Origin of the sequence: Pseudomonas sp. BN606 (genome assembly GCF_029873115.1) — a bacterium.
In the GTDB taxonomy this organism is placed as follows: Bacteria; Pseudomonadota; Gammaproteobacteria; order Pseudomonadales; family Pseudomonadaceae; genus Metapseudomonas.
Genome location: NZ_SSOF01000082.1, coordinates 109,551 through 123,339, shown reverse-complemented (window position 1 = coordinate 123,339; position 13,789 = coordinate 109,551). Strand labels below are relative to the sequence as shown.

14 protein-coding genes are annotated in these 13,789 nt (G+C 62.6%); all 14 read left to right on the top strand.

The genetic code is table 11. From position 1 onward, the window contains the following. Nucleotides 1-4 precede the first annotated feature (4 nt). On the top strand, nucleotides 5-976 hold the full coding sequence (gene fliM, locus E8E75_RS25790; protein WP_120649948.1) for a flagellar motor switch protein FliM: 972 nt from the start codon (nucleotides 5-7) through the stop codon (nucleotides 974-976). A 42-nt stretch (nucleotides 977-1,018) separates the two neighbouring features. Continuing rightward, entirely contained in the window at nucleotides 1,019-1,480 is a 462-nt protein-coding gene (gene fliN / locus E8E75_RS25785) for a flagellar motor switch protein FliN (protein ID WP_120649949.1), read from the top strand. Nucleotides 1,481-1,484: 4 nt separating this feature from the next. Beyond that, nucleotides 1,485-1,925: a flagellar biosynthetic protein FliO gene (gene fliO, locus E8E75_RS25780; RefSeq protein WP_120649950.1), complete on the top strand. Its 441-nt coding sequence runs from the start codon at nucleotides 1,485-1,487 to the stop codon at nucleotides 1,923-1,925. Beyond that, nucleotides 1,925-2,674 carry a flagellar type III secretion system pore protein FliP gene (fliP, locus tag E8E75_RS25775; RefSeq protein WP_077521919.1) on the top strand — a complete coding sequence of 250 codons (750 nt, stop codon included), beginning with the start codon at nucleotides 1,925-1,927 and terminating at the stop codon, nucleotides 2,672-2,674. The genes fliO and fliP overlap by 1 nt, the downstream gene beginning before the upstream one ends. A 10-nt stretch (nucleotides 2,675-2,684) precedes the next feature. After that, nucleotides 2,685-2,954 carry a flagellar biosynthesis protein FliQ gene (gene fliQ, locus E8E75_RS25770; RefSeq protein ID WP_120649951.1) on the top strand — a complete coding sequence of 90 codons (270 nt, stop codon included), beginning with the start codon at nucleotides 2,685-2,687 and terminating at the stop codon, nucleotides 2,952-2,954. 2 nt (nucleotides 2,955-2,956) lie between these two features. Further along, the gene (gene fliR / locus E8E75_RS25765) at nucleotides 2,957-3,733 is read left to right on the top strand and encodes a flagellar biosynthetic protein FliR (RefSeq protein ID WP_120649952.1); all 777 of its coding nucleotides are present in this window, start codon (nucleotides 2,957-2,959) and stop codon (nucleotides 3,731-3,733) included. Nucleotides 3,734-3,785: 52 nt separating this feature from the next. After that, the gene (gene flhB / locus E8E75_RS25760; protein ID WP_153917409.1) at nucleotides 3,786-4,922 is read left to right on the top strand and encodes a flagellar biosynthesis protein FlhB; all 1,137 of its coding nucleotides are present in this window, start codon (nucleotides 3,786-3,788) and stop codon (nucleotides 4,920-4,922) included. Nucleotides 4,923-5,108: 186 nt separating this feature from the next. Further along, entirely contained in the window at nucleotides 5,109-7,232 is a 2,124-nt protein-coding gene (flhA, locus tag E8E75_RS25755) for a flagellar biosynthesis protein FlhA (protein WP_120649954.1), read from the top strand. Between the two features lie 15 nt (nucleotides 7,233-7,247). Further along, nucleotides 7,248-8,597 (top strand): flagellar biosynthesis protein FlhF, encoded by a 1,350-nt coding sequence (gene flhF, locus E8E75_RS25750; protein WP_153917413.1) that lies wholly within the window; start codon nucleotides 7,248-7,250, stop codon nucleotides 8,595-8,597. A gap of 70 nt (nucleotides 8,598-8,667) precedes the next feature. Continuing rightward, nucleotides 8,668-9,501 carry a flagellar synthesis regulator FleN gene (gene fleN / locus E8E75_RS25745; protein WP_120649956.1) on the top strand — a complete coding sequence of 278 codons (834 nt, stop codon included), beginning with the start codon at nucleotides 8,668-8,670 and terminating at the stop codon, nucleotides 9,499-9,501. Next, complete coding sequence (fliA, locus tag E8E75_RS25740) at nucleotides 9,498-10,244, top strand: RNA polymerase sigma factor FliA (protein ID WP_028626565.1); 747 nt, start codon at nucleotides 9,498-9,500, stop codon at nucleotides 10,242-10,244. The genes fleN and fliA overlap by 4 nt, the downstream gene beginning before the upstream one ends. Before the next feature lie 83 nt (nucleotides 10,245-10,327). Next, a complete protein-coding gene (locus tag E8E75_RS25735; protein WP_003083073.1) occupies nucleotides 10,328-10,702 on the top strand; it encodes a chemotaxis response regulator CheY in 375 nt (124 codons plus the stop codon). A gap of 20 nt (nucleotides 10,703-10,722) precedes the next feature. Next, entirely contained in the window at nucleotides 10,723-11,511 is a 789-nt protein-coding gene (locus E8E75_RS25730; protein ID WP_120649957.1) for a protein phosphatase CheZ, read from the top strand. A gap of 14 nt (nucleotides 11,512-11,525) precedes the next feature. Then, on the top strand, nucleotides 11,526-13,757 hold the full coding sequence (locus tag E8E75_RS25725; protein WP_153917415.1) for a chemotaxis protein CheA: 2,232 nt from the start codon (nucleotides 11,526-11,528) through the stop codon (nucleotides 13,755-13,757). Nucleotides 13,758-13,789: the final 32 nt, after the last annotated feature.

Here is a 13,789-nt window from a genome sequence, read left to right as displayed (position 1 = left end):
AACCATGGCTGTTCAAGACCTGCTGTCCCAGGATGAGATCGACGCGCTACTGCACGGTGTCGATGACGGCCTGGTTGAAACCGAAACCGACGCGGACCCTGCCAGCGTCAAGAGTTATGACCTGACGAGCCAGGACCGCATCGTCCGGGGGCGCATGCCGACCCTGGAAATGATCAACGAGCGCTTCGCCCGTTATACCCGCATCAGCATGTTCAACCTGCTGCGTCGTTCCGCGGACGTGGCGGTGGGCGGTGTGCAGGTGATGAAGTTCGGCGAGTACGTGCACTCGCTCTATGTGCCCACCAGTCTCAACCTGGTGAAGATGAAGCCCCTGCGCGGCACCTCGCTGTTCATCCTCGATGCGAAGCTGGTGTTCAAGCTGGTGGACAACTTCTTCGGTGGCGACGGTCGTCACGCCAAGATCGAGGGGCGTGAGTTCACACCGACCGAATTGCGCGTCGTGCGCATGGTGCTGGACCAGGCCTTCGTCGACCTGGCCGAGGCCTGGCACGCAGTGATGGATGTGAACTTCGAGTACATCAACTCGGAAGTGAACCCGGCCCTGGCCAACATCGTCAGCCCCAGCGAAGTGGTGGTTGTATCCACATTCCACATTGAGCTGGATGGTGGTGGCGGCGACCTGCACATCACCATGCCGTACTCGATGATCGAGCCCATCCGCGAGATGCTCGACGCCGGCTTCCAATCCGACGTCGATGACCAGGACGAGCGTTGGATCAAGGCGCTGCGTGAGGACATCCTCGACGTCAGCGTGCCGGTGGCCGCCACCGTAGTACGTCGCCAACTCAAATTGCGAGACATCCTGCACATGCAGCCCGGCGATGTGATCCCGGTGGAGCTGCCCGAGCACATGATCATGCGCGCCAATGGCGTGCCGGCCTTCAAGGCCAAGCTGGGATCGCACAAGGGCAATCTGTCCCTGCAGATCCTCGAACCGATCGAACGCCAGCGCTGATCGCGCGTTTCCCACGAATTCAGAGCCAGCCGAGGTCAAGCGATGGCAAACGACATGGACACTACCCCAGAAGAACAGGCCCTGGCCGATGAGTGGGCCGCGGCCCTGGCCGAAGCCGGTGATGCTTCCCAGGACGATATCGACGCGCTGATGAATCAGGGCAGCACAGCTCCCAGTTCGCCACGCGCGCCGATGGAGGAGTTCGGCAGCGTACCCAAGGCCAGCGGTCCGGTAAGCCTCGACGGCCCGAACCTTGACGTGATCCTGGATATCCCGGTGTCCATTTCCATGGAAGTGGGCAACACCGACATCACCATCCGTAACCTGCTGCAGCTCAACCAGGGCTCGGTGATCGAGCTTGACCGCCTGGCCGGCGAGCCGCTGGACGTGCTGGTCAATGGAACCCTGATCGCCCATGGCGAAGTGGTGGTGGTCAACGAGAAGTTCGGTATCCGGCTGACCGATGTGATCAGCCCGAGTGAACGCATCAAGAAGCTGCGCTGAAACCATGCACCGTTTTCTTCTTGCCGGGCTGTCGCTTCTGCCCATCAGCGGCATTGCCGCCGAAACCGCTGTGACCACTCCGGCATCCGCTACGGCGGCTACCCAGGCTGGAAGCGGTATGGCTGCGCAACTGGGGCAACTGGCCATCGGCCTGTTGCTGGTGGTCGGACTGATTTTCCTGCTTGCCTGGCTTCTGCGTCGGGTGCAGCAACTCGGGCCGCGTGGTGGCCAGGTGATCAAGCTGGTAGCCAGTCAGGCACTGGGTCCGCGTGATCGGCTGGTGCTGGTGCAGGTGGGGGGTGAGCAGATCCTGCTCGGCATCAGTGCTGGACGCATCACGCCGCTGCATGTACTGAAAGAGCCCGTGCAACAGGCTGACGCCGAGGCGGCTAGCCCGGAATTCGCTCAACGACTGATGGAACTGCTCGGCAAGGACAAGCATTGATGCCCCGCCTCCTCATTGCGCTGCTGCTGGTGCTGGCTGCGCCCCTGGCCCTTGGCGCCGACAATCCGCTGTCGGTGCCCGCCATTACCTTGTCCACCAATCCCGAAGGTCAGCAGGAATACTCGGTAAGCCTGCAGATCCTGCTGATCATGACGGCGCTGAGCTTCATTCCTGCGTTCGTCATGCTGATGACCAGCTTTACCCGAATCATCATCGTCTTCTCCATCCTGCGCCAGGCGCTTGGTCTGCAGCAGACGCCGTCGAACCAGATCCTCATCGGCCTGGCACTGTTCCTGACGATGTTCATCATGGCGCCGGTATTCGACCAGGTGAACCGCGAGGCGCTGCAGCCCTATCTCAATGAGCAGATGACGGCCCAGGACGCGATAGCGAAAGCTGAAGTGCCGATCAAGAACTTCATGCTGGCGCAGACTCGCGCCAGCGACCTCGACCTGTTCATGCGCCTGTCCAAGCGTACTGATATACCCAGCCCGGATGCTGCGCCGCTGACCATCCTGGTCCCGGCATTCGTCACCTCCGAGTTGAAGACAGCATTCCAGATCGGCTTCATGATCTTCATCCCCTTCCTGATCATCGACCTAGTGGTGGCCAGTGTGCTGATGGCAATGGGCATGATGATGCTCTCGCCCCTGATCATCTCCCTGCCGTTCAAGATCATGCTCTTCGTCCTGGTGGACGGCTGGGCGTTGATCATCGGCACCCTTGCCGGCAGTTTCGGCGGCGTCTAGGAGAGTTGCGATGACTCCGGAAGTTGCAATCGACCTGTTCCGTGATGCGCTCTGGCTGACCTGCATCATCGTCGGGATCCTGGTGGTGCCGAGCCTGGTGGTCGGCCTGATCGTGGCCATGTTCCAGGCCGCCACGCAGATCAACGAACAGACCCTGAGCTTCCTGCCGCGTCTGTTGGTGATGCTGCTCACCCTGATCTGGGTCGGCCCCTGGCTGACCCGCCAACTGATGGAGTACATCCAGACGCTCTATCAGAACATCCCGATGCTGATCGGCTGACCATGCTCGAACTCAGCGACGCGCAGATCGGCGGCTGGATCGGCAGCTTCCTGCTGCCGTTGTTCCGCATTGCCGCGCTGTTGATGACCATGCCGATCATCGGCACGCAGCTCGTGCCGACACGCGTTCGCCTGTACCTGGCGCTGGCGATTGCCGTGGTGCTGGTGCCCACGCTGCCCCCCATGCCGCAGGTCGACGCCATCAACCTCGGCAACATCCTGCTGGTGGGCGAGCAGATTCTGGTGGGCGCCTTGCTCGGTTTCGTGCTGCAACTGTTCTTCCACGCCTTCGTGGTGGCGGGGCAGATCATCTCCATGCAGATGGGCCTGGGCTTCGCCTCCATGGTCGACCCCACCAACGGTGTTTCGGTGCCGGTGCTTGGCCAGTTCTACCTGATGCTGGTAACCCTGTTGTTCCTCTCCATGAACGGCCATCTTGTGGTCTTCGAGATACTCGCCGAGAGCTTCGTCACCCTGCCGGTAGGCGGCGGCTTGCTGACCAATCATCACTGGGAAGTGGCCGGCAAGCTCGGCTGGGTGATGGGGGCAGGGTTGCTGCTGTCGCTGCCAGCGATCACCGCGCTGCTGGTGGTCAACCTGGCCTTCGGCGTGATGACCCGCGCAGCACCCCAGCTGAACATCTTCTCCATCGGCTTCCCACTGACCCTGGCGCTGGGCCTTGTGATCGTCTGGATCGGCATGGCCGACATCCTCTCCCAGTACCAGGTACTGGCCAGTGACGCCCTGCAGCTCATGCGTGAGCTGGCGAGGGCGCGATGAACAACTCCTTACCCGTCCCGGCGGTTACGCGGGCCTACTGCTGAGGTGAGCCATGGCAGAAAGTGAGAGCGGGGCGGATAAGAGCGAGGAACCCACAGGGAAACGGCTGCGGGAGGCCCGCGAGAAGGGACAGATCGCCCGTTCCCGGGAGCTGAATACCTTAGCCGTGACCCTGGCTGGCGCGGGTGGCCTCCTCGCAACCGGTGGTGGCATTGCCGACATGCTGATGAAGCTGATGCACAGCAACTTCGACTTGCCGCGCGAGGTGCTGATGGATGAGCGCAGCATGGGGTTGTTCCTGCTCACCTCGGGCAAGATGGCGCTGGACGCTTTGCTGCCGCTGTTGATAACCCTACTGGTGGTATCCATCGTCGGCCCGATTTCCCTGGGCGGCTGGCTGTTCTCGACCGAAGCGCTGATGCCCAAGTTCAGTCGCATGAACCCGCTTTCCGGGCTCAAGCGAATGTTCTCCCTGCATGCACTGGCGGAACTGCTCAAGGCGTTGGCCAAATTCGCACTCATCCTGCTGGTGGCGCTCGCGGTGCTCAATTCAGACCGTGACGATCTTCTCGCCATTGCCCATGAGCCCTTGGACATGGCCATCCTGCACAGCGTCCAGGTAGTGGGCTGGAGTGCTGTCTGGCTCGCCTGCGGCCTGATCCTGATTGCCGCCGTGGACGTGCCCTTCCAGCTTTGGGACAACAAGCAGAAGCTGATGATGACCAAGCAGGAAGTGCGCGACGAGTACAAGGACTCCGAGGGCAAGCCTGAGGTCAAGTCGCGTATCCGCCGACTTCAGCGGGAGATGGCCGAGCGGCGCATGATGGCCTCCGTGCCTCAGGCCGACGTCGTCATCACCAACCCGACTCACTTCGCCGTGGCGTTGAAGTACGACGCCGAAAAGGGCGGCGCGCCGCTGCTGCTGGCCAAGGGTAATGACTTCACCGCACTGAAGATCCGCGAGATTGCCCAGGAGAACCAGGTGACGGTGCTGGAGTCCCCGGCCCTGGCGCGGGCGGTGTATTACTCCACCGAACTGGACCAGGAAATCCCCGCCGGACTCTACCTTGCCGTTGCCCAGGTCCTGGCCTACGTCTATCAACTCAAGCAATTCCGTGCCGGCCGCGGCAAGCGCCCGGCGCCGCTGAACAACCTGCCGATCCCGCCGGATTTGCGGCGGGATGAGTGACGCCAGTCACCATCCTGTAGGGGCGAATTCATTCGCACTTACAGGCCATTCCCCGAATTAGTCCTTTTCATTCAGCCCCTTAACGAAGTTGGAAAGCTTCTTGCACAAAGGGGATTGCGACGCCACCTGGCGTCAAAAGATTGGATGTGCGAAGCGATGCTTCGCGAAAGGGGTAGGGGAGTAGCAGTGGATCGTACGCAACTGATCGGCAATGTCCGCAACAACCTGATCGGCATGGGTCGTGGCAACCTCGGGGTGCCCCTGCTGGTGCTGGTGATGCTGGGCATGATGACCCTGCCGGTGCCGCCGTTCCTGCTCGACGTGTTCTTCACCTTCAACATTGCCCTGTCGATCGTGGTGCTGCTGGTCAGCGTCTATGCCCTGCGTCCCCTGGATTTCGCGGTTTTCCCGACCATCCTGCTGGTCGCCACCCTGTTGCGCCTGGCGTTGAACGTCGCCTCCACCCGCGTGGTGCTGCTCCACGGCCAGGACGGTCATGACGCCGCGGGCAAGGTGATCCAGGCATTCGGCGATGTCGTGGTGGGCGGCAATTACGTCGTCGGTGCCGTGGTCTTCGCGATCTTGATGATCATCAACTTCGTGGTGGTCACCAAGGGTGCCGGGCGCATCTCCGAGGTGAGTGCGCGTTTCACCCTGGACGCCATGCCCGGCAAGCAGATGGCCATCGACGCCGACCTCAACGCCGGCCTCATCGACCAGGCCGAGGCCAAGAAGCGCCGCTCCGAGGTTTCCCAGGAAGCCGACTTCTACGGTTCCATGGACGGCGCGAGCAAGTTCGTGCGCGGCGATGCCATCGCCGGCCTGCTGATTCTCTTCATCAACCTCATTGGCGGCATGGCCATCGGCATGCTGCAGCATGGCCTGAGCTTCAGTGACGCCGGCCGCATCTACTCGCTGCTGACCATCGGTGACGGTCTGGTGGCGCAGATTCCGTCGCTGCTGCTATCTACCGCTGCGGCCATCATGGTGACCCGAGTGTCTTCCTCCGAAGACATGGGCCAGCAGGTCAATCGCCAGATGTTCGCCTCGCCCAAGGCGCTGGCGGTGTCCGCCACCATCCTTATTGCCATGGGTCTGGTGCCGGGCATGCCGCACGTCTCCTTCATCGGTCTGGGTCTTGTGGCTGGCGGCGGTGCCTGGTGGATCTGGCATCGGCAGAAACAGGTCAAGGATCAGGCTGTGAAGGAAGAACAACGTCAGCAGGAGCTGCTGCCGGCCCAGCGTGCCCAGGAAACCAAGGAACTGGGCTGGGACGATGTGATTCCGGTGGATCTCGTGGGGCTGGAGGTGGGCTACCGCCTGATTCCGCTGGTGGATCGCAACCAGGGCGGCCAGTTGTTGGCGAGGATCAAGGGTGTTCGCAAGAAGCTCTCTCAGGAAATGGGCTTCCTGATGCCCTCGGTGCATATCCGCGACAACCTCGACCTGCTGCCCAACGCCTATCGGCTGACGCTGATGGGGGTAAGCGTGGCTGAAGCGGAGGTCTATCCGGACCGCGAGTTGGCGATCAACCCCGGCCAGGTGTTCGGCACCCTCAATGGTGTCGCCGCCAAGGATCCGGCGTTCGGTCTGGAGGCCGTGTGGATTGACGCCAGCCAGCGCGACCAGGCGCAGTCGCTCGGCTACACCGTGGTCGATGCCAGCACCGTGGTCGCCACTCACCTGAACCAGGTGCTGCACAAACATGCCCACGAGCTGCTGGGTCACGAAGAAGTCCAGCAACTGATGCAGAACCTGTCCAAGAGTTCGCCGCGCCTGGCCGAAGAGCTGGTGCCGGGCATGGTGTCGCTTTCGACCCTGCTCAAGGTACTTCAGGCCCTGCTGCAGGAGCAGGTGCCGGTGCGTGACATCCGCACCATCGCCGAAGCCATCGCAAACATGGCGCCCAAGAGTCAAGATCCCGCCGCGCTGGTGGCTGCCGTCCGCGTCTCGTTGGCCCGCGCAATCGTGCAAAGCATTGTGGGACTAGAGCCGGAGCTGCCTGTGATCACTCTGGAACCCAGGTTGGAACAGATATTGCTGAATAGCCTGCAGAAGGCCGGACAGGGTTCGGAAGATGGCGTTCTCCTCGAACCCGGAATGGCCGAGAAGCTGCAACGTTCCCTGGTGGAAGCGGCGCAGCGCCAGGAGATGCTCGGCAAGCAGGCGATCCTGCTGGTGGCCGGGCCGATCCGGGCGATGATGTCGCGCTTCGCAAGGCTCGCCGTGCCAACCATGCACGTACTGGCCTACCAGGAAATACCGGACAACAAGCAGGTCACCATAGTTGCCACTGTGGGGCAGAACTAACCGAGGTCAACGGCCATGCAGGTCAAACGTTTCTTCGCCGCCGATATGCGTCAAGCCATGAAGCTGGTGCGTGATGAACTGGGCGCGGATGCCGCCATCATCGGTAACCGCCGTGTCGCCGGCGGTGTCGAGCTGACCGCGGCGCTGGACTACCCAATGCCGGCAGCAGCCCCGAGCAGGCCGAACCCGGCCCTCGAGGCGGAATTGCGCAAGACCCAGGCGCGCATCGCCGAAGCCCAGGCTGAGCTGACCACGCGTGCCCAGGCTGACGCCGGCAAGGACCGTCAATTGTTCGCCGGCGAGCCGCTGACCGCCATCGAATCCGAACTGCCGGAATCCGTCCTGGCCGCCGCCATGAGTCGTCCGCGCGCAGTCCCCCGCGCCGCGGAGCCCGTCAGCGCGCCCAAGCCCGCTGCCGTGGATCAGGCTGCCCTGGATGCCATGCGTTTCGAGCTGAGCGGCCTGCGCGAACTGATTGAAGTGCAACTCGGCTCCATCGCCTGGGGCCAGATGCAGAGCCGCCGCCCTCAGCAGGCCAGCCTCTGGCGCCGCCTGCAACGCATGGGGCTGCCGGCCGAACTGGCCCGGGCCCTGCTGGACAAGGTGGCCAAGGTCAGCGAGCCGCGTCAGGCTTGGCGCATGCTGCTGGCGCACCTGTCCCACGCCATTCGCACCCCGCAGACCGAACCGCTGGAAGAGGGCGGAGTGATCGCCCTGGTCGGTCCGGCCGGCATGGGCAAGACCACCACCCTGGCCAAGATGGCTGCTCGCTACGTGCTTAAGTACGGCGCGCAAAACGTCGCCCTGGTGAGCATGGACAGCTTCCGCATCGGTGCTCAGGAGCAGATCAAGACCCTGGGCCGAATCCTCAATGTGCCGGTGACCCTGGTCGATCCTGGCCAGTCCCTGACCCAGGCTGTGGCTCCCTTGGCCCGCAAGCGCGTGGTGCTGATCGATACCGCCGGTCTGCCGGTCAACGATCCGGCCCTGACCATGCAGCTCGAAGCACTGGCCAGCCGTGCGATAAACGCGAAGAATTACCTGGTGATGGCGGCCACCAGTCAGAGCCAGGTGCTCAAGGCTGCCTATCACAGCTACAAGCGTTGCGGCCTGGTCGGTTGCATCATTACCAAGGCGGACGAAGCGGCCAGCCTGGGCGAGGTTTTGGGGCTGGCTATCGGCCAGCATCTCCCGGTAGCCTATCTGGCCGACGGCCCGCGAATCCCGGATGATCTGCAGGTTCCCCGCAGCCACCAACTGGTGAGCCGTGCGGTCAGCCTCCAGGCTCCGGAGGACCCGAGTGAAGAAGCCATGGCTGACCTGTTCGCCGGGCTTTACCAGAATCCGGCGCGCCGCGCCGGTTGAAGAATTGTGAACCGCCTCCTCGGGGGGCGGTGCTGGACCGCCAACTGGCCCCTAAGGCAAGGTATTTGAAATGGGTAGTATGCATCCCGTACAGGTGATCGCGGTGACCGGCGGCAAGGGCGGCGTCGGCAAGACCAACGTGTCCGTGAACCTCTCGCTGGCCCTGGCTGATCTTGGCCGTCGCGTCATGTTGCTGGACGCCGACCTCGGCCTGGCCAACGTCGACGTCCTGCTCGGCCTCACCGCCAAGCGCACCCTGGCCGATGTGATCAATGGCGAATGCGACCTGCGCGACGTGCTGTTGCAGGGACCGGGGGGCATTCGTATCGTCCCGGCCGCCTCCGGCACCCAGAGCATGGTGCAGCTTTCGCCCATGCAGCACGCCGGCCTGATCCAGGCATTCAGTGAAATCAGCGACAACCTCGATGTGCTGGTGATCGACACCGCCGCCGGCATCGGCGATTCCGTGGTCAGCTTCGTCCGGGCAGCGCAGGAAGTGATAGTGGTCGTCTGCGACGAACCGACTTCCATCACCGACGCCTACGCGCTGATCAAGCTGCTCAACCGCGATTACGGCATGAACCGCTTCCGCGTGCTGGCCAATATGGCCCACAGCCCGCAGGAAGGGCGCAACCTGTTCGCCAAACTGACCAAGGTTACCGACCGTTTCCTCGACGTCGCCCTGCAGTACGTGGGTGCCGTGCCCTACGACGAGTCGGTGCGCAAGGCCGTGCAGAAGCAGCGCGCGGTCTATGAAGCCTTCCCGCGTTCGAAGTGCTCCCTGGCCTTCAAGGCCATCGCGCAGAAGGTCGACAGCTGGCCGCTACCGGCCAATCCGCGGGGCCACCTGGAGTTCTTCGTCGAGCGGCTGGTCCGGCAGCCGTCTGCGGAAACCCCTGTATGACACCCGCCACGGGGCTGCGTATGTACGGCAAGGCACAGGCAAGGGATTCGCAACATCAGTTGATCGAGCGCTATGCCCCCCTGGTCAAGCGCATCGCCTATCACCTGCTCGCGCGCCTGCCGGCCAGCGTTCAGGTGGAAGACTTGATGCAGTCCGGGATGATCGGGTTGCTCGAGGCCTCGAAGAAATACGACGGCAGCAAGGGCGCCAGCTTCGAAACCTACGCCGGCATCCGCATCCGCGGGGCCATGCTCGACGAAGTCCGCAAGGGCGACTGGGCGCCGCGCTCGGTGCATCGCAATACGCGCATGGTGAGTGATGCGATCCGCACCATCGAGGCCAGAACTGGCCGTGACGCTAAAGATCAGGAAGTTGCTGCCGAACTTGGATTGAGTCTCGAAGACTACTACGGCATCCTGAGCGACACCTTGGGCAGCCGCCTGTTCAGCTTCGACGACCTGTTGCAGGACGGCGAGCAGGGCGGCGTGCACGAGGACGCCGGTGTCACCCAATTCTCGCCTTCCCATGATCTGGAAGAAGATCGTTTCCAGGCCGCGCTGGCTGATGCCATCGCGAACCTGCCGGAGCGTGAGCGCCTGGTGCTGGCGCTGTATTACGACGAAGAACTGAACTTGAAGGAAATCGGTGAAGTGCTGGGGGTCAGCGAGTCGCGAGTCAGCCAGTTGCATAGCCAGTGCGCGGCACGTCTGCGCGCACGGCTGGGCGAATGGCGCGCGCGCTGAGCGGTACACCGCTTTCGGATTTGAATGGCGTCCCCGGCAAGAGGGGCGTTTGAGACTGTACGGAGGTCGACTTGGACAAGAACATGAAAATCCTCATCGTTGATGATTTCTCGACGATGAGACGCATCATCAAGAACCTCTTGCGCGACTTGGGATTCACCAATACCGCCGAAGCGGACGACGGCACCACGGCCCTGCCGATGCTGCACAGCGGAAACTTCGACTTCCTCGTGACCGACTGGAACATGCCTGGCATGACCGGTATCGATCTGCTGCGCGCGGTACGCGCCGATGAGCGCCTTAAGCACCTGCCGGTCCTGATGGTGACTGCCGAGGCCAAGCGCGACCAGATCATCGAAGCGGCCCAGGCCGGTGTGAACGGCTATGTGGTCAAGCCTTTCACTGCCCAGGTCCTGAAAGAAAAAATCGAGAAGATCTTCGAGCGGGTCAACGGCTGAATGTCAGCCGCGAGGGCACCATGGACCAGAAAGAACACCTGCTGGGAGACTTCGAGTCGACCCTGAAAGTCCGTGCGCGGGAATTGGTGGATAGCCTCGAGAAAGGCAACTTCACCGACGCCGTGCAACTCATCCACGAACTCAATCACGTCCGTGATCGCGGCCTCTACCAGGAAGTCGGCAAGCTCACTCGTGAGTTGCACAACGCCATCGTCAACTTCCAGATCGACCCGCATCTGCCCCATGCCCAGGAAATGTCGCAGATCGCCGATGCGACTGACCGTCTTTCCTATGTGGTGCAAATGACCGAGAAGGCCGCCAACCGCACCATGGATCTGGTGGAGGAAAGCGCGCCACTGCTCAACGGCCTGAGCGACGAAGCCCAGAAGCTGGGTGAGGAATGGAGCCGCTTCATGCGTCGGGAAATCGGTGCGGACGGATTTCGTGACCTGGCCCGCCGCATCGAGCAGTTCCTCGCCCGCAGCCAGCGCGATACCGATGCGCTGTCCGGCAAGCTCAACGACATTCTGCTCGCGCAGGACTACCAGGACCTCACCGGCCAGGTGATCAAGCGCGTGACCCAGCTGGTTACCGAAGTGGAGAGCAACCTTGTCAAGCTGGTGATGATGGCCAGCCAGGTAGATCGCTACGCCGGCATCGAGCACGACCACGACGCGCTACGCGTTGAGCTGGAACAACAAAAAAATCCTTCCAGGGGTGAAGGTCCGCAGATCCATGCCGATATACGTGAGGACGTAGTGTCCGGACAGGACGACGTCGACGATCTGCTATCCAGCCTTGGGTTTTAGGGAGCACTCCACTTATGAGCTTCGACGCCGATGAAGAAATCCTCCAGGACTTCCTGGTAGAGGCCGGCGAGATTCTGGAGCAACTGTCCGAGCAGCTGGTCGAGCTGGAAAGCCGCCCGGACGACATGGACCTGCTCAACGCGATTTTCCGTGGTTTCCATACCGTGAAAGGCGGAGCTGGCTTCCTCCAGCTCAATGCGCTGGTGGAGTGCTGCCACATCGCCGAGAACGTTTTCGACATCCTGCGCAAGGGCGAGCGCCGCGTGGATGCCGAGCTGATGGACGTGGTGCTTCAGGCCCTGGACACGGTCAATGAAATGTTCCGCGAAGTACGTGAGCGCAGCGAACCGACGCCTGCGACTCGGGAACTGCTGGCTGCCTTGTCGCGTCTCGCTGAGCCGGCAGGCGCCGAGCCCGTGGTTGCTTCTTCGGTAGCTCCTGCTCCGGTGATCGTGGAGTCGGCTCCCGTCGAAGCGAAAGCCGATATCACCGACAGCGAGTTCGAGCAGTTGCTCGACGCGCTGGGCGATAACGCTGGTGGTGCCGCTGAGCCGGTTGCAGCCACTGCCGATGAAATCACTGACGACGAATTCGAAGCGCTGCTCGACCAGTTGCACGGCAAGGGCAAGTTCGTAGCTGCGGTTGAACCGGAAGCCGCCGTTGCGGCCAGCACCCCGGTGAGCGCCCTGGCGAGTGCTGGCGCGGGCGACGAAATTTCTGACGACGAGTTCGAGGACCTGCTGGACCAGCTGCATGGCAAGGGCAAGTTCAATGGCGCCGCTGAAGTCGCTGCCATCGCCCCGGCCGCTCCCGTCGTACCGGACGTACCAGCGAGCGGTGAAAACATCACCGATGACGAGTTCGAAGCGCTGCTCGATCAGTTGCACGGCAAGGGCAAGTTCAACGGTGCTACTGAAGAGCCGGCCGCGACCCCCGCTGTCAGCCGTCCTTCCCCCGTCGCTGCTCCAGCTCCAGTTGCCAGACCCGCTGCCAAGACCGAGCCGGCCTCGGCACCTCGTCAGTCCGCTGCACCTGCCGCCGCTGGTAATGGCGCTGCCGGCCCCGCAGTGGCCAGTGAGGCGGAAACCACCGTACGGGTGGATACCGCGCGCCTGGACGAGATCATGAACATGGTCGGCGAGCTGGTACTGGTGCGTAACCGTCTGGTACGCCTGGGCTCCAACAGCGGCGACGAGTCCATGGCCAAGGCCGTGTCCAACCTGGACGTGGTCACCGCCGACCTGCAGACCGCGGTGATGAAAACGCGGATGCAGCCGATCAAGAAAGTCTTCGGCCGTTTCCCGCGGCTGGTTCGTGACCTGGCGCGAAACCTGAAGAAGGAAATCAACCTCGAGCTGGTGGGCGAGGAAACCGACCTGGACAAGAACCTGGTCGAAGCCCTGGCCGATCCGCTGGTGCACCTGGTGCGCAACGCCGTCGACCACGGCATCGAATCGCCCGAAGAGCGCGAGGCCGCTGGCAAGCCGCGCACTGGCCGCGTTGTCCTCTCTGCCGAGCAGGAAGGCGACCACATCCTTCTGATGATCACCGACGACGGCAAGGGCATGGATGCGGCCGTACTTCGCGCCAAGGCCGTGGAGAAGGGGCTGCTGGACAAGGATGCCGCCGAACGCCTGACTGAGCTGGAGTGCTACAACCTGATCTTCGCCCCGGGCTTCTCAACCAAGACCGAGATTTCCGATGTGTCTGGCCGCGGCGTCGGCATGGACGTGGTGAAGACCAAGATTTCCCAGCTCAACGGCACGGTGAACGTGTTCTCTCAGAAGGGCTCGGGCTCGAAGATCGTCATCAAGGTCCCGCTGACCCTGGCGATCATGCCGACGCTGATGGTGATGCTGGGCAACCAGGCTTTCGCCTTCCCGCTGGTGAACGTCAACGAGATCTTCCACCTGGACCTGTCGCGCACCAACGTGGTGGACGGCCAGGAAGTCGTGATCGTCCGCGACAAGGCCCTGCCGCTCTTCTACCTCAAACGCTGGCTGGTGCGAGATGCCGCCGTTGAGGAGCAGGGGGAGGGCCACGTTGTGATCCTTTCCGTGGGCACCCAACGCATTGGCTTCGTGGTCGACCAACTGGTGGGTCAGGAAGAAGTGGTGATCAAACCACTGGGCAAGATGCTCCAGGGAACGCCGGGCATGTCCGGCGCCACCATTACCGGCGACGGCCGTATCGCACTGATCCTCGACGTGCCGAGCATGCTCAAGCATTACGCACGCCGTGGTTGATCTGGGGTGGCCGGGAACGGCCGCCCGCTAGG